Annotated in this window: 22 protein-coding genes; 4 read left to right on the forward strand and 18 right to left on the reverse strand. The window is 38.5% G+C overall.

The window, feature by feature from the left end; genetic code table 11:
• Positions 1–171: 171 nt before the first annotated feature.
• From bcaP to COE25_RS00725, 6 genes are all read right to left on the reverse strand, one after another.
• Entirely contained in the window at positions 172–1,587 is a 1,416-nt protein-coding gene (gene bcaP, locus COE25_RS00700; protein ID WP_098930108.1) for a branched-chain amino acid transporter BcaP, read from the reverse strand.
• A 321-nt stretch (positions 1,588–1,908) separates the two neighbouring features.
• Positions 1,909–3,702, reverse strand: coding sequence for a carbon starvation protein CstA (gene cstA, locus COE25_RS00705; protein WP_098930110.1), 1,794 nt, complete (start codon positions 3,700–3,702; stop codon positions 1,909–1,911).
• A 141-nt stretch (positions 3,703–3,843) separates the two neighbouring features.
• Positions 3,844–4,590: a LytR/AlgR family response regulator transcription factor gene (locus COE25_RS00710; RefSeq protein WP_088090321.1), complete on the reverse strand. Its 747-nt coding sequence runs from the start codon at positions 4,588–4,590 to the stop codon at positions 3,844–3,846.
• Positions 4,565–6,343 carry a sensor histidine kinase gene (locus COE25_RS00715; protein WP_098930112.1) on the reverse strand — a complete coding sequence of 593 codons (1,779 nt, stop codon included), beginning with the start codon at positions 6,341–6,343 and terminating at the stop codon, positions 4,565–4,567. Before COE25_RS00715 ends, COE25_RS00710 begins: the two co-directional genes overlap by 26 nt.
• Positions 6,344–6,429: 86 nt before the next feature.
• Positions 6,430–7,701: an ATP-binding protein gene (locus COE25_RS00720; RefSeq protein ID WP_098930114.1), complete on the reverse strand. Its 1,272-nt coding sequence runs from the start codon at positions 7,699–7,701 to the stop codon at positions 6,430–6,432.
• 153 nt (positions 7,702–7,854) lie between these two features.
• Positions 7,855–8,307 (reverse strand): hypothetical protein, encoded by a 453-nt coding sequence (locus COE25_RS00725; protein ID WP_088085755.1) that lies wholly within the window; start codon positions 8,305–8,307, stop codon positions 7,855–7,857.
• A 97-nt stretch (positions 8,308–8,404) separates the two neighbouring features.
• Here COE25_RS00725 and COE25_RS00730 point away from each other — a divergent pair, with 97 nt between their 5' ends.
• Genes COE25_RS00730 through COE25_RS00740 form a run of 3 tightly spaced genes read left to right on the forward strand, consistent with a single transcriptional unit; the run spans position 8,405 to position 10,337 of the window.
• Entirely contained in the window at positions 8,405–8,716 is a 312-nt protein-coding gene (locus COE25_RS00730) for a hypothetical protein (RefSeq protein WP_088085754.1), read from the forward strand.
• Positions 8,717–8,718: 2 nt separating this feature from the next.
• Complete coding sequence (locus COE25_RS00735; RefSeq protein ID WP_098930116.1) at positions 8,719–9,948, forward strand: glutathionylspermidine synthase family protein; 1,230 nt, start codon at positions 8,719–8,721, stop codon at positions 9,946–9,948.
• Between the two features lie 2 nt (positions 9,949–9,950).
• Complete coding sequence (locus tag COE25_RS00740; RefSeq protein ID WP_088085752.1) at positions 9,951–10,337, forward strand: DUF350 domain-containing protein; 387 nt, start codon at positions 9,951–9,953, stop codon at positions 10,335–10,337.
• Between the two features lie 150 nt (positions 10,338–10,487).
• Here COE25_RS00740 and COE25_RS00745 read toward each other — a convergent pair whose 3' ends face one another.
• From COE25_RS00745 to COE25_RS00760, 4 genes are all read right to left on the reverse strand, one after another.
• Entirely contained in the window at positions 10,488–11,516 is a 1,029-nt protein-coding gene (locus tag COE25_RS00745) for a potassium channel family protein (RefSeq protein WP_098930118.1), read from the reverse strand.
• A 560-nt stretch (positions 11,517–12,076) separates the two neighbouring features.
• Positions 12,077–12,826: a C39 family peptidase gene (locus COE25_RS00750; protein WP_098930120.1), complete on the reverse strand. Its 750-nt coding sequence runs from the start codon at positions 12,824–12,826 to the stop codon at positions 12,077–12,079.
• A gap of 181 nt (positions 12,827–13,007) precedes the next feature.
• On the reverse strand, positions 13,008–13,454 hold the full coding sequence (locus COE25_RS00755; RefSeq protein WP_098930122.1) for a threonine/serine exporter family protein: 447 nt from the start codon (positions 13,452–13,454) through the stop codon (positions 13,008–13,010).
• A 17-nt stretch (positions 13,455–13,471) separates the two neighbouring features.
• The gene (locus tag COE25_RS00760) at positions 13,472–14,233 is read right to left on the reverse strand and encodes a threonine/serine exporter family protein (protein WP_098930124.1); all 762 of its coding nucleotides are present in this window, start codon (positions 14,231–14,233) and stop codon (positions 13,472–13,474) included.
• Positions 14,234–14,454: 221 nt separating this feature from the next.
• On the opposite strand from COE25_RS00760, the gene COE25_RS00765 reads away from it, so the two are divergent.
• On the forward strand, positions 14,455–15,183 hold the full coding sequence (locus tag COE25_RS00765) for a UTRA domain-containing protein (protein ID WP_088085747.1): 729 nt from the start codon (positions 14,455–14,457) through the stop codon (positions 15,181–15,183).
• 43 nt (positions 15,184–15,226) lie between these two features.
• Here COE25_RS00765 and COE25_RS00770 read toward each other — a convergent pair whose 3' ends face one another.
• The 8 genes from COE25_RS00770 to COE25_RS00805 form a co-directional block, all read right to left on the reverse strand.
• Complete coding sequence (locus COE25_RS00770) at positions 15,227–16,048, reverse strand: PfkB family carbohydrate kinase (RefSeq protein WP_098930126.1); 822 nt, start codon at positions 16,046–16,048, stop codon at positions 15,227–15,229.
• Between the two features lie 16 nt (positions 16,049–16,064).
• Positions 16,065–16,958, reverse strand: a complete 894-nt coding sequence (locus tag COE25_RS00775; protein ID WP_373408485.1) for a carbohydrate ABC transporter permease — start codon at positions 16,956–16,958, stop codon at positions 16,065–16,067.
• Entirely contained in the window at positions 16,951–17,832 is an 882-nt protein-coding gene (locus tag COE25_RS00780) for a carbohydrate ABC transporter permease (RefSeq protein WP_098930128.1), read from the reverse strand. Before COE25_RS00780 ends, COE25_RS00775 begins: the two co-directional genes overlap by 8 nt.
• A gap of 73 nt (positions 17,833–17,905) precedes the next feature.
• Complete coding sequence (locus COE25_RS00785; RefSeq protein ID WP_098930130.1) at positions 17,906–19,198, reverse strand: ABC transporter substrate-binding protein; 1,293 nt, start codon at positions 19,196–19,198, stop codon at positions 17,906–17,908.
• Positions 19,199–19,260: 62 nt separating this feature from the next.
• Positions 19,261–20,250 carry an SIS domain-containing protein gene (locus COE25_RS00790; RefSeq protein ID WP_098930132.1) on the reverse strand — a complete coding sequence of 330 codons (990 nt, stop codon included), beginning with the start codon at positions 20,248–20,250 and terminating at the stop codon, positions 19,261–19,263.
• 205 nt (positions 20,251–20,455) lie between these two features.
• Entirely contained in the window at positions 20,456–20,686 is a 231-nt protein-coding gene (locus COE25_RS00795; protein WP_088085742.1) for a hypothetical protein, read from the reverse strand.
• A 120-nt stretch (positions 20,687–20,806) separates the two neighbouring features.
• Positions 20,807–21,811, reverse strand: coding sequence for an ABC transporter permease (locus COE25_RS00800; protein ID WP_098930134.1), 1,005 nt, complete (start codon positions 21,809–21,811; stop codon positions 20,807–20,809).
• A 1-nt stretch (position 21,812) separates the two neighbouring features.
• The gene (locus tag COE25_RS00805; protein ID WP_098930136.1) at positions 21,813–23,315 is read right to left on the reverse strand and encodes a sugar ABC transporter ATP-binding protein; all 1,503 of its coding nucleotides are present in this window, start codon (positions 23,313–23,315) and stop codon (positions 21,813–21,815) included.
• Positions 23,316–23,342 lie beyond the last annotated feature (27 nt).

Consider the following 23,342-nt stretch of genomic DNA (forward strand, 5'->3'; position numbering starts at 1 on the left):
ATCTGATCATCTTGTATTAAATTAGATAAAAAACCTGCTCCTATTTTATCATCTTTCTTATGTTTAAATTACTTTATTTTTGTAAAAGCGATGAGTTTCGACATTTTTCGATAAAATCAAACAAACAAAAAAGGACTTACCTAGAGTAAGCCCCTTTCTTGTTTGATCCAATTAGCTAACTTTTTTCAACTGATCCACTGTTTTATTCAAGGTTGAATGTTTACGTCCATACCCGAAATAAACGAATAGTCCGATCACAAGCCAAACTCCGAAGCTAATCCAAGTCGTTTTTGGTAACTGAATAATTAAATACCCACAGAACACAAAAGCAAGAATTGGAATATAAGGTACAAATGGAACCCGGAAGCCTGTTTTAGGTGCTTGTTTATTTTTTCGAAGATATAAAATCCCCACTGCAACCGTCATAAAGGCAAAGAGTGTTCCGATATTTGTTAGTTCTGCAAGTTTGTTTAATGGAACTAAACCTGCAAAAATCGATACTAGCAAACAAATAATCCATGAATTCACCATTGGTGTCTGCTTGTTCTTATCTACTTTTGAAAATACTTTTGGCAATAGGCCATCACGGCTAATCGCATAAAATAAACGAGATTGTCCATAAAGTAAAACCAATAATACTGTTGTAATACCTGCAATCGCACCAAGCGAAATAAAACCAGCCACCCAATCCTGATGGATATAATTAAGTGCAAATGCAACCGGGTTTTTCACGCCTAACTCTTGGTAAGGAACGATTCCAGTAAGAATGGCAGAGACAATAATATATAACACCGTACATACTAGTAAAGATGCGATAATACCAATTGGCATATTCTTTTGTGGATTTTTCACTTCTTCAGCTGCAGTTGAGACGGCATCAAAGCCAATATAAGCAAAGAACACCGTTGCAGCTCCAGCAGTAATACCTGAAAATCCAAACGGCATAAATGGCGTCCAGTTTGAAGGCTTTACATACCAAGCGCCCACTCCGATAAATAACAAAACAACGACTAACTTTATAATTACCATAATTGTGTTAAAGCGAGCAGATTTTTTAACACCTTGTGTTAATAGCAACGTGATGATTACTATAATAAGAATTGCCGGAACATCGATAAATGTGCCGTTTGCTGGATCATATGCACTTGTGATTGCTTTAGGAAAATGAATACCAAAGCCAGCTAGAAGCCCTTGTAAATACCCTGACCAACCACTAGCAACAGCAGATGATGCGAACCCGTATTCAAGGATTAAATCCCAGCCCAATATCCAAGCAATTATTTCACCAAAGGTAGCGTAGCTATACGTATACGCACTCCCTGAAACCGGTACAGTGGATGCAAATTCCGCATAACATAGAGCAGCAAATACGCACGCTAATCCAGACAAAACAAAAGATAAAATAAGTGCAGGTCCTGCATGTTCTGCTGCTGCCACACCAGTTAATACAAATATTCCAGTACCTATAATAGCTCCAATTCCAAGCATGGATAAATCAAAGGCACCTATATCTTTCTTTAAAATTACATCTTTTTGCCCAGCTTCTTGTATAAGATCCTTTATTGATTTTTTTCTAAATAAATTCATTGGTTTACCTCCACGAAATGATGGCGGAATGTTCTGAAAAAACAGTTCGCTAAAAATGTATATCGAAATAATATAATTATTTTAGCGAAAAAGCAATATTTTTTGAAAAATAAAACTATTTGAATATTATTCCATGGAAATTCATGTGATGGAAATGCCCTGCCTTAATCTTTTATTAATTAGTAGAAACCTTTTTTCAAAGGTTTCTACTATCCTGATATAATTAATATGATTTCCATTTTAATGAATATTCATTTCCTAAATAACAAAAAAACAGATTCCTCGAAGAAATTGACATCCGAGGTAATCTGTTTCGTTTTTTTAAGCTACATTTCTTTCAAGCTTAATCCGCGGTGAATTCCACATAGTGATCCATTTTCTAATAGCAGTCACCATAATAATCATACCAAGTGCTAACATAATAATAGATAAAACCCCATTTAAGACACTATAGCCTGCTGCTGCAGAATTTAGATAAACATTTTTCACCATCCAGTAGCCCGCATAGTTTACAGTTACAAAGAGATAAGCCAGCGGTACCAAGCATGTAAGCATATATCGACGTTTATCAGCAATGCTCAGTATTACTGTTGCACCGATAATTAGACCGATGGATGCCATTAGTTGATTAGAAACACCAAACAGCGCCCAGACGGAGCCAATATCACCCGAGAAGAGTAGGTAACCCCACATAAAACATGCTAATGCGCTGGCAAAAATAGAACCCGGAAGCCAATCTGTTTTCTTCAATGGCTTATAGAATTCACCGAAAAAGTCTTGGATTAAATAGCGAGCAACTCGTGTTCCAGAGTCAATGGCTGTTAAGATAAATACAGCTTCGAACATAATAACAAACTGGAAGAAGTAAGATGATAATTTTGCAAACCATGGAATGGCTGTGAAGATATAGGTCATACCTACTGCTAATGTCACCGCACCACCGGTTCTACCTTCAAGATTAATGCCAATTTCATTGGCAAGTTTCGGTAGCTCCTGCACTTGCATGCCAAGTGTTTTAAAGACTTCAGGTGTTGAGTTAATCGCAAAATAGTCTGCAGGCTGAAGGGCTGTTGCCGCAATCAATGCCATGATGCCAACCACACATTCTACAAGCATGGCGCCAAAACCTACCACTTTTATATCAGACCAACGATCAAGCATTTTAGGAGTCGTACCTGAACCTACGAAAGCATGGAAACCGGAGATCGCTCCACAGGCAATCGTAATTGAGATAAATGGCCATACAGGACCACCTAATACCGGTCCACCGCCTGATGTGAATTTTGTGAAAGCAGGCATCTCAATTGCGGGATTGATAATGAATACTCCAATGATAAGTGCAATAAATACGCCAATTTTCATAAAACTGCTCAAGTAATCACGTGGTGCAAGTAAAAGCCATACTGGCAACGCTGCTGCAAAGAAAGCGTAAATTGGTAGTATAATAGCTAATGTTTTTGTATCTAATGTCAGCCAATCACCTAATACCGTATTTTGAATGGACGGACCAACAAACACTCCGACCATAACGAGAATAAAACCTATAGTCGATGTTAATTTCAAGTTGCCGGTTTTTTTATAAGCGATCCCAATAAACATCGCAATTGGAATCGTGATTCCCACTGAGAAGGTTCCCCATGGATTGTGTTCAAGTGCATGAAGAACAACCATTGAAAGACCTGCCATTGTGATGGTAATAATGAACAACATGGCAAGACCCGTACAAAAACCTGCAACAGGTCCAAGTTCATCCTTCGCTACTTCTGATAAGGACTTTCCCTTTTTTCTCATCGATGCAAATAGTACCACCGCATCATGAACTGCCCCACCAATAACAGCCCCAATTAACAGCCAGAGTAGACCAGGCAAGTAACCAAATTGCGCTGCAAGGATTGGACCTACAAGCGGGCCTGCCGCAGCGATTGCTGCAAAGTGGTGACCAAATGTTACCCATTTATTGGTTGGAACATAGTCCTTACCATCGTTTAATTCATGTGCCGGTGTCTGCTTTGAATCATCTAATTTTAAAACCTTTGCTGCCATGAATGTTCCGTATAAACGATAAGCAATCATTAAAATACAGATCGAACAAATTACAACTGAAACCGCATTCATATTATTCTAGCCTCCTATATTCATACTTCACTTGTCTCTATTTTAACGAAAGAAAACGCCAACATTGGGTTTTCAAGCTAAAATGCAAGGATTTGACGATGAAAAACAAGAATAATAGAATGAAATGCAAAAAACAGCTTCTTAAAAACCAAGAAACTGTTTTAGCTCTTTTGTATAGGTTCTGCTTACTGGAACCTTTTCTCCATCCTTCATAATTAAGTTGTAGGTAGAATTAAACCAAGGCTCTATCTCAATAATGGCATCGACATTAACTAAATAAGCGCGGTGGACACGAATGATCGACGAATGCTGCAGCTTCCTTTCGAAAGTGATTAGCGTATCACTGACAGAGTACTTTGAGTTCCCTGTCGCAATAACTGTTTTCCCTTCATTTGTACCGATATAGAGTATGTCACTTATGTTTACGATAACAATTTTTTCATCAATTGTTATCGCAAGCTTTTCAGACCTTTCGTTAACAAAATTATTTTTCTGAATTGAAAAAGGAATAGCTTGTTTTTTATATTCGATAAGTTTATAAAGCTTCTCAATTGTTTGAAAGACTCTTTTTTCATCAAAAGGTTTTAAGATGTAATCAACAGCATTTAATTCAAAAGCCTTAAGGGCATATTCATCAAACGCTGTCGCAAATACAATTAATGGAGGGTGATCAAGTTTATTAACATGAGCTGCAATTTCAATTCCACTTTCATCAGCGAGCTGGATATCTAAAAAAATAACATCAAGTTCTAGATTGCTTATTTTTTCAAATGAGCCTTCTACACTATCAGATTCCCCTACTATTTCAATCTGTTTGCTTCGTTTAAGAAGATAGGTCAGCTCATCTCTAGCTAACGGCTCATCATCCACAATAAAAGCCTTTAACAACATCCTCACCCCACTTTTGTTGTGTTAACGGTAGTGTAATCGATACTTTCGTTCCTTCATTAAGGCTACTTTCAATTTGAAAAGAAGCATTTTGACCATAAATTTCTTCAATCCTTTTTTTGATATTCCAGAGCGCTGTTCCTGTCCCTCCAGATGAATCCACTGTTTGGTTTCCCAGTGTTCCAAGCAGCTCTGCTGAGATACCCTTTCCATCATCTTCAGTTAAAAGGACCATTTTCTCCCCTTCCTGGAAGGCACGGACTTTTACGGTTCCATGTTTCGCCTTCGGAAAAGCATAACGAATTGCATTTTCAACAAGCGGCTGCAATGTAAAAGGCGGAACTAGTACCCTTTCTAGCGGTGGTGAAATATCCAATTCAACATGATAACGGTTTGGAAAGCGTGCTTGCTCAATGGTTAGGTAAGCCTCAATATGTTCGAGTTCTTTTTCGAGCGGTATTAACATTTGCCTTGCTCCCTGTAGATTACTTCGGAAGAAGGTACTTAGTTTGATTAATAGACTCCTAGCTTTATCGGCATCTGTTCGAATAAGACTTGAAATCGTATTAATAGCATTGAATAAGAAATGTGGATGGACTTGGGCTTGCAAAGCCTTAATCTCCGCATCTTTTAATAATCTTCTTTGCATTTCCAGCTCCGCCATTTCTAATTGGACCGAAAATAGGTTACTTAAACCCTCTGCCAACTCTTGTTCAACCCGGTCTAGTTTACTAGAATCAGTGAAATACAGCTTCAGTGTCCCCACTGTTTTTGCATGGACCTGTAAAGGTAATACAATGGCTGCTTTCAAAGGGCAGTTTAGGTTAAAACATTGAATTTCATGAACCGATTTCGCAATTGTGATTTTCCCTTGTTCCAGCACCTTCTTCGTTAATTCCGTCGCCATGTTTCCTGATGGAATATGATGGTCTGAGCCTGTACCGACATGGGCAAGAACATGGGACTGATCTGTAATAGAAATGGCATCAGCATTGGTCCAATGGAGAATAATCTCCGCTGCCTTTGTACAAGAATCCACATTTAAACCTTGGCGAAAAAAAGGGAGAGTCTGGTTGGCGATGTATAAGGCTTTATGTGTTTGAAGTGCTCTCATCCGCTCTTGTTCTTGCAGAATTTCCTGGATTATCAAAACAAAAAGAAGTGTTCCAAACCCATTAATCGTAATCATCGGGAAAGCAATTACCTCTACAAGATGCAGAGCCTCATTAAATGGTCTGGCTTGTAAAAGAATAATCCCCATCTGGGCACATTCCATTAATATCCCCATGAAAACAGCCTTCCAAGGCGAATTCCACTCTTGAATCTTAAATCGCTTACTTAAGATTCCTGTGACAACTCCAGCCATAATCGTTGACAGGGCACAAGCAGCAGCTGTAAAACCACCTAGGGTCAATCGGTGTATACCAGCAATTAAACCGACCCCAATTCCAACAACGGGTCCGCCAAGTAAACCACCTATCGTTACACCCATAATTCTAGTATTAGCGATCGCACTTTCACTGTCCATTTTTGTCAACCAGTCCTGGGAGGTAATTGTTCCATGTCCAATCTCTACACCAGTATAATTACTGATAACACCGAAAGTTCCGAAAATAGCAATCATAGCTACCTTAGCTCTAATGCCATGTTCGTTATGAATGATTTGACGGAAAGATTTCATCCTCGAGAGAAGAAACGCTACAATGATAAGAATACCGACACGTTCAAGCATGAGAGGCAATAATTCGAGCATGGTATCTCACCTTTCGTCTTTACTTTTCCCTACTACTATATCAAAAAAATAAGCCAACCATCCTAGCATTCGGTTAGCCTTGATTATTAAAAATTTACCAATGCTGTTTTTTGACTGCCAGGAAGGACCATCCTTACCTCCGTCCCAACTCCCGGCTTGCTCTTGTAAAAGACTTTTCCGTTCATTGTTTCAATAATTCTTAAGGAAACGGATGTACCTAGCCCTGTTCCCATATCTTTTGTTGTATAAAACAAGGTTCCAATCCGTGCTAATTGATCTGGTGTCATTCCTTTACCAGTATCCATAATTAATATAGACGCTTTATTATTATCGGAATTGTTATGTATTGTTACTTTCCCACCATCAGGGGTTGCTTCAATTGCATTTTTAATTAGGTTAACCAGCGCCTGTTTTAATTGGTTTCGATCAGTGACGAGTGTGAACCCGGTTGAGTCAAGTTCGCTTTCAAGCCGCACTCCTTGTTTGGCAGCCAGTGGCTCCAAAAGCATGACAACTTCTGCTAGGACTTCTTTTAAAGGAAACTCTTCTATTTTTTCAAATTTCGGCTTTGCAAAATTTAAATAATCACTAATAATCGACTCTGCCCTACCTAATTCGCTCAAAACAAGTGAAAGATATTGATAATTTTCCCCCTTTTCATCCTGCTGCATCAATTGAAGGAATCCCTTCACCACAGTTAATGGATTTCGAACCTCATGAGCAATGGATGCCGCAATTTCCCCTAGCGTATTTAGCTTTTCAGCCCGCTGAATCTCTTTCTTCATTCGACTTCGTTCGATAATCCCCTCAACAAGCTTTGCCTCCAGGGCAATTGCCCCTGTTTGAATGAGGGCAACAAGGAGGAGGTCAGGAATATTAAAATCTAGTTTTAAGAAATTCCCCTCAAAATAGCGAAACGTGGTAAGCGAAATATAACAAAGGAGCAGGGACCATCCACATATTAAAGTTGTGAGAACTAACCTTTTATTTGGGGTATAACTAAAAAACCTTTTGTTTAAGAGGAACGGGACAAGAGCCGTTAAAAGAGTATTTACTAGGCCAAAAACAACTGTTTCGCCCCCCATTAAGATGCGTGCGCCAAGCAGGGTCGTTACAACCATCCCTCCCGCAACTGGACCTGCGTAAAGAAAGGCTAGTATAAGAGGAACATAGCGGAGGTCCCAATTAAATCCATAGTTCGAATACGAAAAAATCATACAAGTAAGTGCAGCAATGCTTTGAAGCAAACCACATAAGATTGGATAATTAATTTTGCGCTTATTTTCAATAAGTATGCTAAAAAGTAGGACAGGTGCTAATGAAATTAATACATTCAAAAGAAGTTTTTCTACAAGCATCGTTATTCCTCCAGGACAATACATCTATATCCCTAAAAATACGACAAAAATCGTCTTTTTCCTTTATAAAATCACAGGTTTTTTCTTTTTTAGTGTACTTTCCTTCCGTACCGTACTAGTAAAATAGCACACGTTATTGTGTGCTATTCACATCTATCGAGTTTTCCCAGTGAAACTCCCATAATAAACATAACATTTTCGGTCTTCGTCAATTTCCCTTGAATCAAGGGCGAATTCTAGAAACCTTCCGTCTCTCTGAATGTAAATAATATCGGAGTGAAGGACAACCAAAACTTCTTCATGATTCCAAACATCTTTTTTCTCGATCAGGTCGGACCTGTTTCTCTGAAGCTCTCTAACTTCAAAACCAATATGGGAATACTGTTCTTCAATTATGTCGTCATAGGATGGCTTTTCTTTTTTCACGTAAAGGACAGCCGTCCCGTCTGGATCTATGGCTGTGGCCGTTACCACATACGTTTCAGATTCTTTGACGAAGTATTCACATGTCATTCTTGCTACTGCCTCACTAACAGTTAAATCTAAATAGCTCCAAAGGGCAGGAAACTTTTGATATTCATCATCCAATCGATATTCCAACCTCAAATTTCATCCCTCTTTCATTTTTTCTTTTATTTTACCATTGTTTTCCTTAGGTTTACTTTTATAATTAATATATACATTCAATAAGGAGCGTGAAACAGTGAAGAAAACCCAATGGTTAGTGACTGGTGTTATCACTTCCCTCATAGCCGGAACACTTTCTGCCTGTTCAGACGACCGCCCCCCAAAGCCCGATGACAGCAGGTGCCGAGACTGGGACTGGGATGATGACCAAGGGGTATGGCAATGTGATGATACCCACTCGTCTCATTATGGTCATTTTTTTTACGGGGGAAGCTATTATCGAAATAAATCATCACTTTTGAAATCCTCCTCTTACAAGTCATACAAATCCTCTTCAAGCTTTAAAGGAGGATTCGGCAGTGGTTCAAAGGGTGGATTTGGAGGTTAGAAATGTCGAATTATTCTACGAATCGAAAGGTGTTTTATTCGCAATTCCCAACCTTTTGGTCAGATTTATACGAGAGCGAATATAGTCTTTACCAAGTTTATTCGATAACGGAACATACATCCTGCCTTTTAAAAGAAGCAACAGAACGCATGGGTCACATTTTTTTCAAAACCGCCCGCCTGTTACGGAGTCTTACTGATGAACAACTCCTTGAACTTGGGTATCCACCTGTAAGTCTTCCATTTTTAAGGTTGAAAAACTTCTCCCCTGAAACCATTATCGCTCGGTTCGATTTTGTGTTTACCGAGGATGGATTCAAATTAATTGAATTCAATAGTGATACACCGACTTTTATTGTGGAATGTTTTCATATGAACCGAATGGTTTGTTCAGAGTTTGGTTATTTGGATCCAAATGAAGGAGGGGAACGCCTGCTTTCTTCCGGTATTACACGCGCAGTAATCGAAGCATCAAAAGGAAAAAGGAAGGCTAATATTGTGTTCACAGCCCACTCTGATCATATTGAAGACTGGAATACCATTAAATATTTAAGCAAGTTATGTCAGGTTAAAAATCGGATCGTTCCATTGTCCACTCTCCGGATTATAGACGGTACTCTTGTCGACGATGAGGGTATACCTATTGATGTGTTGTACCGCCAAACCTATCCTCTTGAACATTTGGTTGACGATCGGGATCCTATAACAGGTGACCCGGTTGGAATCGAATTATTGCAACTAGTCAAAGAAGGCCAACTCTCTATTTTAAATCCTGTCTCAGCCTTTTTGTTGCAGCCGAAATCCATTCAATGTTTAATTTGGGGATTAGCAGAACAGGGAGCATTTTATACAAAAGAAGAGCAAGGATGGATTATGAAATATATGCTGCCTACCTATCTTGAAGCAGATGCATTTAAGGGACAGCTTGACTATGTTCAAAAACCATCCTTCGGCAGAGAAGGAGATACGGTGACAATTTGGGATCAACACTCCAATATTACCGCTCAAAATTCCTTTCAAACCTATAAAGAGGAAGTTTCGGTATTTCAACAGTACGTCCCTCTCCCTACTGTTTCATTGGAAACAGAAAAGGGAATCGAGGTACTTTCATTAGTATTCGGATCTTTTCTCATTGCCGGAAAGGCCGGAGGTATCGGCATTCGGGCAGGTGGAAAAATCACTGGCAACGAATCTTATTTCTTACCAGTAGGTTTAAAAAACAAGGGGGAATGAATATGACGAATTTCTTATTATATTTAGCAGTTTCACTTGGTCTTTTATTCGTAGGACTGTTTCTTATGGAAGTAACAACAAAGGTCAAAGAGTTCTCTTTAATGGCAAAAGGAAATAAGGCAGCAAGCTATGTCCTTGGGGGAAGGCTTCTAGGCCTTGCCATTGTTTTGTATTCTACTGCTGCCAATTCTATTTCTCTTACGGATATGGCCATATGGGGTGCAATCGGAATTGTGGCTCAAATTGTGGTTTTTTACCTGGCCGAATGGCTTACACCTCGTTTTAACGTCAGTCAAAGCATCGAGGAGGATAACCAGGCAGTCGGCCTTTTTCTAATGCTGCTTTCGGTTTCCATCGGCATCGTCATTGCTGGGTGTTTAACATATTAAAAAAAGCGCAAGCGCTTTGCACAGGGGCGACAGGCATAAGACGAGCCGGCGTGAAGGTTGCTTTTTAACCTTCAGGACGGATTGGCTTATGACTCCAAGCCCCTAGGCGCTGGAGCTAGATTGAAAAAAACGCATCTCGAGATGCGTTTTTTATAGTGATTTATATGTATTCTTATCGCATATCACGAACAATCGAGCCTCTTTCGATAGAGGTTCATTCCACTTTTTCAATATATTTAGATCACTCCGGTCCGCAATGAGCTGGGCCCCTTTTTGCTTTAGGTGCTCGTACGCATCTCCGTATGTTTTCCAGTCGGACTTAACTTCAACTTCCCATAAATCACTGCCCCCGTCTCCATCCTCTCGGCTTAATAACTGAGTAAAAAGATGACTTGCCCCTTTTGCCTGCGCCGATTTTGCCATCAGGTTGGACACCGATTCATGAGAAAGGATAAATTCATCAATTTTGACATGTTTAAAATTGCCGACATGCTTTTCATTTAGAATTTCTGCAATCGTATAAATATTTTTTTCCGTACCTTCATCATAGCGCTCGATGGAGGAAGCGGTTAAAAGCGTTTTACCATCCGCTAAATCTGGGTTGTCGATCCCATCTGGGGCAAAAAGCAAAACTGCTTTTGATCTTTCAATTTTTGCTCTTTTCAATGTTTCTTCATCTGTGGGGCTCCCCTGGATATATAAAAACCGCTCATGTTCATATGGTGTCTTCTCTAATTCATCAATTAGTACGATTTCTGTTTTATCATCTCCAATAAACAGCTCTTTTATCGTGTTTTTGCTTTTGGCAGTCCAGCCGATAATAACGTAATGATTTTCTCCTTTAAAAGACATTCTTCCTTCCTCCTTCATCCGTTTGTAGCGTGACACGGCATCGACGATCATCCCTATAACCGTACCAAAAAGCCCGATACCTGCAGTATAGACAATGACCATCGCCCAAACTCTCCCCAACAGTGTCGTCGGATACACGTCCCCGTAGCCAACCGTGGTCATCGTGGTAAGAATCCACCAAATAGCATGGAAAGTATTTTCAAATGTTTTAGGCTCTAGTATTCTCATAACCTCAGCGTTTATAAAAATATAAAATGTCGTAAATAACAGCACCGTACGATACCGATACTTAGCTGCCGTAAGAAACAACCTTCGAAAAAGTATCATGGATAAACCTCCATTCTCTCATTCCCCTTTATAAGAGTTTATAGAATTTATATTTCTGCTATATCTTTGGTTATTCCTCTAAAGAAAATAGTTTTATTATTATTGTTGACAAATAGGCACCAGTCCTGTAATATTAGTATTTGTGCTTCACATTTAATTGTAACTTGTAAAAGATAAGATAACGCAAAGTAAGAATTTTTCTGGCATTCTGCTTATGTTTTAAAATTAAAACTTATTCACACTGGATCGGCTTCGGAGCCGTTAGGATGTAAGAGAGGTAGGGCTTACGTCGTTTAGGTATAAAACCTTCAGGTGGAAAAATAACCGCGGCAAACTTGTTTTTATAAACAATGATTATTATATAAGTTTTTACCTTGCGATTGCTAACAAGAAGTACAACCAATCACAAGTTACGATACGTATTCATTAAATGAATAAAACTAAGAAGGCAGAGGGATATTTCATTCCTCTGCCTTCGCCCATTTTAGAACATATTTACTAACTTTACTTCCAAAAAGTCCAAAACAAAAGGCCTGAATCGGTATCAGGCCCTTTTCATTTTATTTTTCGATAACAATCGCTTGTTTACCCATCTGCTCCCAAGCTTTAATAAAACTGGCGCGATTTAATTTCTGATTCTTTTCACCGTAAGGATTGTTAATATAAATATAATTTTCATCGTAACCTGTAATCGCTACACTATGTTCACTAAAGGTAATTTTGATTTGTCCTTGCGGGGTGTTCCACGTTTGAAAAACAGAAACTGGAGCAAAGCTGGACGTGGTAATGACCCAAACAGGAAGTCCTTGACCTACTTTTTCTAATACATCATCAAACGAATGATTTGTTAAATTAACTGCTTTATCACCGACATATTTTTGGGCGAGTTCGAATACGGGACCGTTATAAACTCCTAGTCCTGGTCCATGTGCCATATCGCCGACAAATCCGGCATTCGGATTACCCTTTTTACCGTTACTATAGTTTAACGGAACTGTTTTAATTTTTTCTGCTAACTCATTTTTAGTCACTTTTACACCATGATAATTAAGAATCATCGCAAGGCTTGTTACCTCACAGCCGTTGTAAAGTATGGGTTGGTCCATTTGATTTATTAATGGTACATCTAGGATGATACTATCTGGAATACTCGGTGCCTCTTTTGCGAGAAGTGCCACTATCCGGGTTTTTAATGGAGCGGCTTCGGTGACTTGTATCGCTTCTTGACGATCAAACTTTACAGCTAAAATCGTTTTAGCACTAATAAATAATAGTAAGACAACTAGAATTGCAATTAGTATTTTTTTCATATATGAATGTACCATTCCTTGTAATAGACTTTGTTGACTGACAATTGGTAATAGTAATATACTACTATATTACCTTACTAAAAAACAATAATGGAAAGAATTTTCAAATTAATGATAATCTTTAAAGCTTAAGTTTTCCTTAAAAAAAGTCCCTTTAGTAGTTTGCACTAAAGGGAATAGGTTAAATTCGTAACTTATTATGGTTAATTTTTCGAATTATTTGATTGATTACTTCTGAAAAAACTAATCCAAAGGCGATGGATCCTGCCAGCATGAGGACTTTTGCCGCCAATGCTATCGCTGAATTATAATCGTTCTCAACAAAATTCCGCATCGCATCATAGGCCAGGCCTCCAGGCACAAGCGGAATAATTCCAGCTACACTAAAAATAATCACTGGCGTTTTATAGAACTTTGCTAATTGTTGACTGATGACAGCAATAAAAATGGTCGCAGCTAATGTTGCTAAAATGGCGTTATTTGAGTAGTCTTCTAGCTGGAAATAAATTAACCAGCCACCCATTCCTATCAGTCCGCACTTCACTAAGGATTCTTTCGGTGCATTAAATAGAATTCCAAAGGCACCTGTTGCAATTAAGCTTGTTAATGCCTGAGCAAGAACAGCCACAATAAATACACCTCACTTCACATAAAAGATAATACAACCGCAATCCCTGCCCCAATCGCAAATGCGGTTAGAAAAGCTTCCGCACCCTTTGATAACCCCGATACTAAGTGACCCGCCATTAAATCTCTAATCGCATTGGTCACTAAGAGCCCAGGAACTAAGGTCATCACCGAGCCAATAATAATTTTATCTAATTGCTGACCGACTCCAATTTTCACAAATAAAAATGAAAGCAATCCAATTACAAACGATGCTAAAAACTCCGAGAAAAACTTGATTGGGACAAAGCGATGAAAATATACAAAGCTTAGATAACCCATTCCGCCTGAAATCATCGCTGGAATAAAATCATTCCAGCCTCCCTCAAACATAATCATAAAACAACCGCTGGCGAGTGACGCAGCGGCCACTTGGAACCTAAAGGGAAACGTTAAATTAAGGGAGTCAATTTCCTTTAGATTTTCCATAGCTTCTTTTAGATTGACTTCTCCACCTGTAATTTTCCTTGAAATGCTATTCACCATAGAGACTTTTTTCAAGTCTGTTGACCGCTCCGATATTCTAATAAGCTTGGTCTTCGTGGGCTCTGTTCCTTCTGCTGAAAAAATAATTCCGGTTGGAGTTACGTAGCTATGAGTACTTTCTATACCAAAGGCTGCAGCAATGCGCATCATCGTATCTTCTACCCGATAGGTCTCCCCGCCGCTTTGAAGCATGATTTTCCCCGCTAATAAGCAGACCTCCATAACCTCATATGTTTGTTCTACTGGTTTTTCCATTTATCTCACCACACACAATTCTCCATTTTTACTTAGTTTAAATTAAAACAAACGTTTAATCAAAGTTGACTTGCAGTTTGCAAGATTTCCTGTAAACGGAATAGGAAAAAATCCAATATTTTATAAATATGATAAATCTTATCAATAATTTCTATACAACACATGTATACTTGTTATATAATATTATATAACGACCTATTGTTTCGAAAGGAATTTTATCGATGAAATTAAACAATTCAATTTCAACACCTTTATATGACCAATTAAAACAAATACTGAAGGAGGCCATTGATCAAGGAGTTTATAAATCAGGGGAAAGACTTCCGAATGAAACGGAATTATGTGAGTTATATGGCGTAAGCCGAATAACTGTAAGAAGAGCGATTCAGGATTTAGCAGATGAGGGTTTTTTAGAACGGAAGCAAGGGAAGGGAACTTTTGTAACGCGAACCAAAATTGCCCGAGAATTGGTTTCTATTGATGGATTCTCAGATTTTAGTAAACAAATTGGCAAAAATCCTTCCAAGCGAATTCTTGCCTGTGAAGAAATGAAAGCTACTCCGGAAATTGCCGAAGCACTTCAAATCGCCATTGATTCACCTGTCTTAAAGTTGGTCCGGATCATGTCAATCGATCAACAGCCTTTTACCCTAGATATCGCCCATTACTCGTTAGAACGCTTTCCCGATTTGACTGCACGATTCACAGAACATGCATCAACCTATGAAGTTTTGAAAAACATTTACCACATCAATATCAATTCTGGAAAAAGCAAAAAAATAATTACAGTTACTCCTGCTTCAAAATTTGATGCGGAACATTTGGACTGCGAAATTGGTGAAACACTTTTTAATATTGATAAAACCGTTTACGATGAAACAGGCGTTCCGATTCATATTTCAAATTTCAAAACACAAACCCAATTAATTGCACTTACCATAACAACTTAAGAAAAAAAGGAATGAATGGGTATCCATTTCATTCCTTTTGTTTTTAGAAAGTTAATTGTCTACCAAACCCAAATGCACCGTTCACTTCACAAGTTCTTGCAGCAATCTGTGCCGCTGCTTTCAAAGATTCCTCAATGGTAAACCCATTAAAGTGGTTGGTTAAAAAACCAGCAATGAAAGAATCCCCTGCACCTAAAGTATCAATCACATTCGCTTCTTCAATTCCCTGTTTGTATCGTTTGTTATGATGAGACATAATTACGCCCTTAGAACCTCTAGTGATAATGATAAACGGCGTTCCTAGTCCATGTATTTTACGGAAGAGCTCTTCTAGTTCAACTTCTGTAAAATCACTTCCTGAAATAAACGCAAACTGGATATGAGGGCAAACCTTTTCTAATTGTTCTGTTGTAAAATGATTAGAGAAATCATAGGAAACGGGTAAATGTTGTTTAAGAAATGGCAATTCTTCCTCTAAATGACTATATATACTGGTATGTACCACATCAAACGCTTTGATGTATTCATAGTCATCTACGGATAGATTAAGCTTGAGTTTAGCCTGAACACCGCCTTTATTTGATTTAATAAAGATTCGGTCCCCTTCCACATTTAGATCAACATATGCTTTTCCACTTTCCCCAACCGCTCTTCTAACATGACTAGTTTCTATTAAGTTCTTGTTTAAAGAATCTAAGATATGATCCCCTTCCACATCCGTTCCAACAATACCTATAAATGCCGCAGACTCCGCTCCATTTTGTTTAGCTAAAACAGCAACATTTAAAGCATTTCCACCTGGAAACATTTCATTACGATCCTGGTAAATATCAACAACATTATCGCCTATTCCAATAATTTTCATATTTCCCCACTCCTCCTTATCCTTTAACACTGCCTGATGATAAACCTCTAATAAAATACTTCTGCATAAACATAAATAAGAGAATGATCGGCAGGGCTGAAATCATTAAGCCAGCCATCAGAACTCCCCAATTCGTTTGAAGGGCATCCCGAAATTGCATCAATCCAGCAGGGATGGTTTTTAGCGCATCAGAATCAACAAAGATTAACGCAAACATAAACTCGTTCCAAGTAAAATATGCAGTTAACACTACCCCTGTTAGTAAAATCGGTTTATTTAAAGGAACAAAGATTTTTGTAAAAATGGTCCATGTATTACATCCGTCCAAAAAGGCAGACTCCTCTAATTCTTTCGGTACCTCTAGAAAAGCAGCTCTGATCAGTAGGATGGTGATTGGAATTCGGTAAGCAACATAGGGAAAGATCATTGCAAAATACGTATCATGAATTCCTAATAATTGAATGAGCTTGTATAGTGGGACTAAACTAACTTGAGGGGAGAGCATCATTCCTCCCATACAGAAAACTAATAGGATGTTCTTCCCTTTAAATTCAAACCTAGATAAACTGTAGGCTCCGAGTGCACTTATTAATACTGTTAGGAAGCAGGTAGTTGCTGTAACAATTAAACTATTAACAAAATATCCAGAAATCCCTGTGTTCCATGCCTCTGTATAATTTGAAAACAGCCATTCTTTTGGTAAAGCCCAGCTGCTGGAGAAAATCTCTGGAGTGGACTTAAATGAGTTAATTACCATCCAAAAAAGCGGATAAGCAATCACTACAAAATACAAGATTAGGATTGTAAAAATTGGCAGACTTTTAACAACATTCTTTTGCTTCCTATTTTTTTTTGTGATTGGGATCGAATGATGGTAGTCCATTACTTTGCTTGTCTCCACTCTAAACATCCTTTCCTGTTTTAAATAGTTTCAACTGAACCAAGGAAACAATTAAGGTGATGATTAAAATCACAGTGGCCACAGCCGAAGCATAACCCATTTGGTCTTTACCGAAAGCTGAATGGTAGAGTAATGTTCCTAATACTTCACTGGAATTACCCGGTCCGCCGCCTGTCAAAATATACGGTTCATTAAAGACGGTAAATGCACCGGTTAAGGTAATAAGTGTTGTAACGAAGAACATCTCTTTTACTTGTGGAACAGTGATTGAAAAGAATTTACGAATTTTCCCTGCCCCATCGATCTCTGCAGCCTCATACAATTCTTGGGGGATATTTTGAATCGAGACAATAAATAACATCATAATGTAACCAATACTTTGCCACTGTGACACAGCAATAACAGCGAAAATAGCTGTTTCAGATTCTCCCAGCCAAGCCCTAGTTAAATTTTCAAGCCCTAACCAATTTAATAGTCCATTTAAAATTCCGATATCCGGGTTATAAACAAACGTAAACAGTAAAGCAATGACAGTCATCGAAATGACAACTGGCAGGAAAAATACGGTCCGGAACAATCCACTTATGATTCTTGTAAGCGGATCTTCAAGTATAGCCGCTAAAATAAGTCCGCCAAATACCTGAAAGATAATTGAGATGACTGCATACCAGAGATTATTTTTTAATGCTATATAAAAAACTTCATCTTTAAAAAGATTTAGGAAATTTTCAAAGCCAACAAATGTTTTTTCTACGGAAAAAGCAGAGAAATCATAGAAACTATAAAAAAAGTTTTCAACAATTGGATAGTAAACAAAAAGGGCCATAAAGATTAAGCAAGGTGCAATATATAAGTATGGTAACCACTTGTTTGTATTTTGCATAATAACTCCCCTTTTTTAACAGGCGTATCTTTAGAAAAAAGGTGGTCAACTTGCAACCACCTTTTCTGGCTTCCTATTTTTTTGCAGACGCCTTAACTTCTTTTGCTGCTGCTCTGACATCCTTCATTACATCTTCTGGACTTTTCTTGCCGTCCAACATTAGCTGTGTTCCATTTAAATAAGCATCGACTATTTTAATATCAACAGCTGTATCAAACCATAAGTATGTTTGTTCAGCCTTAACAATTAAATTGATGGCATCCTGTTGAAGCTTGGATGCATTTTCATCGGTTGTTGTTCCTTTAACCGCACTGTATTCACTTACCTCTTTTAACTGCTCTGTACCTTTTTCCTTCGAAGTTAAGAATTTGACAAATTCCATTGCTTCTTTTGGATGTTTTGTTTTCGAAGAAATCATGATTCCTTCTGGTGCTGCTGTGATGGAGTTGGCATTTCCTTCTCCACCTTCCACACCTGGTACATTAAACACACCTAAATCCTCTTTTAAAGATGGTTCAATAAGCCCGATTTCTGCAAGCTGGAAGAAGCCGATCGCTGCTTTTCCACTGTTAAATAACTCCCGTGAATATTCATGGTCTACAGAATTAACTCCCTTATTAAAGTACGGCTTCAGTTCCATGAATTTCTCTAATGCTTTAACATAACCTGGATGTGAGTAATCACCTTCAGGATTTTTGGGATCATAATCTTTATCAAGAACATCCTGTGGCACCATCAATTGATTCAATGTTCCAATATAATGGGAAATCGTCCACGGTGCTTTGCTTCCGAATGTAATTGGCGTAAGTCCTGCGGCCTTTACCTTTTTAGAGATATCAATTAGTTCGGACCAAGTGGTTGGAACCTCAAGATTTAAATCCTTGAAAATTTTCTTATTGTAAAAGAAGGCCTTTCCGTCAGTCGACCAAGGAATTCCGTAAATTTTACTGTCTAAAGTGAAGGCATTGAACTGGGAGGCAATGATTTGATCCGACCACGCTTTATCTTCATTAACAAAATTAGTTAAATCAAGTGATTGTCCCTGACGTGCGAAGTTATAAGCGAATTCTCCGCTCCAAGAAAAGAATACATCTGGAGGGGTGCTTGATCCTAAGACAACGCGAATCTTTTCTTTATAAGAGTCGTTTAAAACGGCTTCCGTTTTAATTTTAATATTGGGATGGGCCTTCTCAAACTCTTTGACTGCCTTTTCAAAATATTGCTTTTTAGGTTGATTCGGCCAGCGGTGGAAGAATTTTAGTTCAACTACATCTTTTCCATTCGTTGAACTAGAACTCTTAGAACAGCCAGCAAAAAAGGATAGAAAAAGGATAGAAATAATACTTAAAATCAACAACTTCTTCATTAAGCTTTCCCCTCCAGAAAGGAATCCGTTTCTATGATTAATGCATTGTATATTAGCTAGGTTTAGTATTCAACTGTCCACATATATCTTCTTTTTGATAGCGGATGATTTCGTGCTTCTGCTAACTGATCCGCGTATTTTCTTAAAACATAATTTAACACTAATGGAGCGATGTATCCCTGTACTTCCTCTGCTACCCCAGTGAAATCAAAGTCCTTTGCATCAAGGACAACCAGTTTCTTGCCATAACGCTTAGAGAATTCTAGTGCTCTTTCTTCTAATGGTCTTGTTTCATCTAAACCAAGCAAGATAATGAATGGTGTTTCTTCATCAATAATTTCAAATGGTCCGTGGAAGTATTCTCCCGCGTGAATGGCATGGGAATGAACCCACTGCATTTCCATAAGGATACAAATTGCATAGGAGTAGGCAACACCATAGTTTACTCCGCTTGCCATTGTATAAACGATCTTCTCGTCTTTATAATCTTGTCCAAATGCTTCTGCTTTCGATTGATAGAGTGCAGCTGCTTTTTCGTAAACATTCTGTAAATTCTCAAGACTTTCTTCTACTATACTAGCTTTTTCGTTATTTTCAACAACTTTTAGTACACCAAATACTAGTTGATATAAAACCGAATAGTTCGTTGTGAAAGCGTTTGCTCCTTCACCCCATTGATACTTCAGCACGACATCTGAAGCTAGCGCCAACGGTGACGCTTCCACATTAGTTAAAGAAACAGCCAAAGCCCCTTTTGCTCTAGCAAATTTTGCTGCTTCTACTGTTTCAGGTGTGGTTCCTGAGTGTGAGCACAGAATAACCAGGGAATTGCTTCCAAGTTTTGCATGATTGCGATGGATAAATTCATTTGCACTAAACAGGTGGGCATCAAGAACCTTTGCTTCACGGTCAATTACATACTTGCTTGGATACATAATGGCAGATGAGCCTCCACATGCTACAAAGAAAACACTGGAAATATTTCTTTTTTCTACCTCTGCTAATGCTTGTTGCACTTGATTTTTTACGTCAATTACTAATTCAGTCGTCATTTTGTTGCCTCCCTGATAAAATATTTTAGTCAATGAACACTAGTAAACTCTTTAAACAATATACAACTTTATATAACGTTATATGTTGTTATATATAAATTACTATACTTTCAAACTCTAGTCAATTGAATTTTCAGAAAAATGAAACGACATTTCTCGACAAAAAGCAAAATAGCCAGGGGCCTTCCCTGGCTGCTTGTTCTCGTTACTCCCCAATATTGTTTTCAAACCACTCTTGGAGCTCTTTCAATGAGTTAAACGTAAAAATCTCCTCGCCATTTTGCCCATTATCAAACCCAGTGTTACCTCTTAAGGTAATTTGCCCTTCATCCTCAGAAATTAAGATAGCATAGGGATGATTAACATTTATATACCTTGAATCTAAATCGGTATCTACCCAATTCTTACTTCTCAGAAATGCTTCATAATGTTCCATTAAGATCCCTCCTATCTCTAAATATTGTTCCTCAAAACTTACTTATATTTGTAGATTTTACTCTGGTTTTTCAAAAAAAATAAACCTATCCGCAAAATGGATAGGTTGATCATAGTTCAATTATTTTTGTTTATAATACGTAATTGCTAACGCAAAGGCCAAGACGGTCCCTTTAACAATATCCATCGCATAATACGGGACGGACATCATCACGAGTCCGTTTTGCAGAATCCCGATCAGGACAGCTCCAACAAATGTTCCAAACGCGTTGGCCTTCCCTGCCCCGAGCACTGAAAAGCCAATATAAGCGGCGGCAACTGAATCCATTAAGTAGGGAGCACCAGAGTTAATTTCTGAAGTCAAAACCCTTGATGCAAGCACAATCCCTCCAATGGAGGCAAACAGAGCCGAAAGCAAATACGCTGCCACCTTATATTTATTAACTGGGATACCTGATAGTCTCGCCGCTTCTTTGTTACCACCGATCACATACATATATCGGCCATGCTTTGTATAGTTCAAAAAGATATGCACGAGGATCACGGTCACTGCCATGATGATAATAATCCACGGCACTTCTCCGATTTTTGCAAAAAAAGGACTGATCAGACCCGATGCCATCGAGCCATCATTCATAACCATGTTTTGTGAAACTGTCGCCCCTTTTGTATATGTCAGTGCGGTCCCTTGAATAATAAACATCGTAGCGAGTGTCATCAGCATATCTGGAATTCTTAATTTCACAATCATGAATGAGTTTAATGCACCTACTACTAATGATGCAGCAATCGCAGAAATGACCGCCACCAATGTGTTTTGTGAAAACCATACAAACATCGAAATGACAATGGCGTTAGATAAGGACGCTACCGATCCCACCGATAAATCAAAACCATCAACAGACAATGAAATCGTAATACCGATAGCGATAATCGTTACAATGGAGATCGAACGTAAGATATTGATGATATTACTGCCCTGAATAAAAGTAGGATTAGCCACTGAGAAAATAATAATAAGTGCAAGAATCGTAATAATCGTCCCATATTTATATAAAAAGCGAAATAACTCAAATACTTTTTTTGCCGGGGCTTCCTGATTCTTTGCTGCAATATTTGCCTCCATTTTACCTGCCCCCTGTTGAATAAAATAATAGTTCTTCTTCGTTCGTTTCTCTCGTATCAATTTCCTTTACGGACCTACCGTCATATAAAACATAGACCCGATCAGTAATCCCAATAATCTCCGAAAGCTCTGAAGAAGCATAAATAATTGCTTTACCCCGGTTTGCTAGTTCAGCTATTAACTCAAAGATATCCTTCTTTGCGCCAACATCGACGCCTTTGGTTGGTTCGTCAAAAATATATACATCTGCTTCAGCTACGAGCCACTTTCCGATTGCGACCTTTTGCTGATTCCCCCCGGAAAGATTCTGTACCTTGGTTTCTTCGGAAGGGGTTTTAATTCCGAGGCGACGGATCAACTGCTTTGCCGTTTCTTTTTCTTTTTTTCGATCTAAAAAGCTAAACACCTTTGAAAATTCCCCTAAGTTTGCAGCTGTTAAATTGGTTTCTACCGATTCAAGAACCAGAATTCCTTCCTTTCTCCGTTCCTCTGGAACTAGAGCAATTCCCTTCTTAACCGCATGATAGGGGCTCTTTAATTTTAATTTATTGCCATGAAGAAAGATGTCTCCCCCAGTTAATTTCTCAGAGCCAAATAACGCCTTACACAATTCTGTTTTTCCAGCACCCACAAGTCCAGCAATTCCAAGGATTTCCCCTGATTTAACATGAATATGTAAATCTTTAATTTTCTCTCTATCTGAAAGTCCTCTTACCTCAAGGACCGTGTTTCCAATGGACGTATTCTTCACTGGGAACTGTTCTTCTAATTTTTGTCCCAGCATATGCTCCACCACTTTGTTGATGGTCGTATCAGTAACTCGCTCTTTTGCAACAAATTCACCGTTTCTCATTACGGTCACTTCATCGCAGACTTCAAAAATTTCTGGCAAGCGATGGGAAATAAAGATAACTCCTACATTTTGCTTTTTTAAATCACGGATGATCCGGAATAATTCCGTCGTTTCAGTATGACTCAATGGTGCAGTCGGCTCGTCTAAAATAAGAAACTTACACTGATTTGAAACAGCCCTAGCGATTAAGATCATTTGTTTTTCCGCTAACGTTAACTCACTTACCAGCTTCTTCGTCGGAAGCTTAATGTTCATACCCGCTAATATTTGCCCCGCCTTTTGATGAAGGTCCTTCCATTTCATCCATTGCTTTTTCCCCATGTTATGGACTGTATCATGGAGCATAATATTTTCTGCGACAGTTAAATATGGAATGAGAGCCGTATCTACTTCTTGATAAACGATTTGTATTCCTGTGTCCTGGGCATTTTTCGGAGAACGAATCTTCAACTTTTTTCCATCTAACCTTATTTCACCGGTATAGTGGTCATAAGCACCCGCGAGAACCTTCATTAACGTTGATTTCCCTGCCCCATTTGCCCCAATCAAAGCTTGTATTTCTCCCGTTTCCATCGAAAAGTCAACCTGATTCAATGCCTTCACACCAGGAAACTCTATTGAGATGTTTTTCATCTCCAATGTTGATCTCATCAAAATCATCCCCCGTAAGCAAACACT

Source organism: Bacillus sp. AFS031507 (assembly GCF_002584635.1).
In the GTDB taxonomy this organism is placed as follows: Bacteria; Bacillota; Bacilli; order Bacillales; family Cytobacillaceae; genus Neobacillus.

Coding starts and splice junctions, on each gene's coding strand:
- bcaP (WP_098930108.1), bottom strand. CDS start 1,587: ATGAATTTATTTAGAAAAAAATCAATAAAGGATCTTATACAAGAAGCT.
- cstA (WP_098930110.1), bottom strand. CDS start 3,702: ATGAATGCGGTTTCAGTTGTAATTTGTTCGATCTGTATTTTAATGATT.
- COE25_RS00715 (WP_098930112.1), bottom strand. CDS start 6,343: ATGCTCGAATTATTGCCTCTCATGCTTGAACGTGTCGGTATTCTTATC.
- COE25_RS00720 (WP_098930114.1), bottom strand. CDS start 7,701: ATGCTTGTAGAAAAACTTCTTTTGAATGTATTAATTTCATTAGCACCT.
- COE25_RS00735 (WP_098930116.1), top strand. CDS start 8,719: ATGTCGAATTATTCTACGAATCGAAAGGTGTTTTATTCGCAATTCCCA.
- COE25_RS00740 (WP_088085752.1), top strand. CDS start 9,951: ATGACGAATTTCTTATTATATTTAGCAGTTTCACTTGGTCTTTTATTC.
- COE25_RS00745 (WP_098930118.1), bottom strand. CDS start 11,516: ATGATACTTTTTCGAAGGTTGTTTCTTACGGCAGCTAAGTATCGGTAT.
- COE25_RS00750 (WP_098930120.1), bottom strand. CDS start 12,826: ATGAAAAAAATACTAATTGCAATTCTAGTTGTCTTACTATTATTTATT.
- COE25_RS00760 (WP_098930124.1), bottom strand. CDS start 14,233: ATGGAAAAACCAGTAGAACAAACATATGAGGTTATGGAGGTCTGCTTA.
- COE25_RS00765 (WP_088085747.1), top strand. CDS start 14,455: ATGAAATTAAACAATTCAATTTCAACACCTTTATATGACCAATTAAAA.
- COE25_RS00770 (WP_098930126.1), bottom strand. CDS start 16,048: ATGAAAATTATTGGAATAGGCGATAATGTTGTTGATATTTACCAGGAT.
- COE25_RS00775 (WP_373408485.1), bottom strand. CDS start 16,958: ATGTTTAGAGTGGAGACAAGCAAAGTAATGGACTACCATCATTCGATC.
- COE25_RS00780 (WP_098930128.1), bottom strand. CDS start 17,832: ATGCAAAATACAAACAAGTGGTTACCATACTTATATATTGCACCTTGC.
- COE25_RS00785 (WP_098930130.1), bottom strand. CDS start 19,198: ATGAAGAAGTTGTTGATTTTAAGTATTATTTCTATCCTTTTTCTATCC.
- COE25_RS00790 (WP_098930132.1), bottom strand. CDS start 20,250: ATGACGACTGAATTAGTAATTGACGTAAAAAATCAAGTGCAACAAGCA.
- COE25_RS00795 (WP_088085742.1), bottom strand. CDS start 20,686: ATGGAACATTATGAAGCATTTCTGAGAAGTAAGAATTGGGTAGATACC.
- COE25_RS00800 (WP_098930134.1), bottom strand. CDS start 21,811: ATGGAGGCAAATATTGCAGCAAAGAATCAGGAAGCCCCGGCAAAAAAA.
- COE25_RS00805 (WP_098930136.1), bottom strand. CDS start 23,315: ATGAGATCAACATTGGAGATGAAAAACATCTCAATAGAGTTTCCTGGT.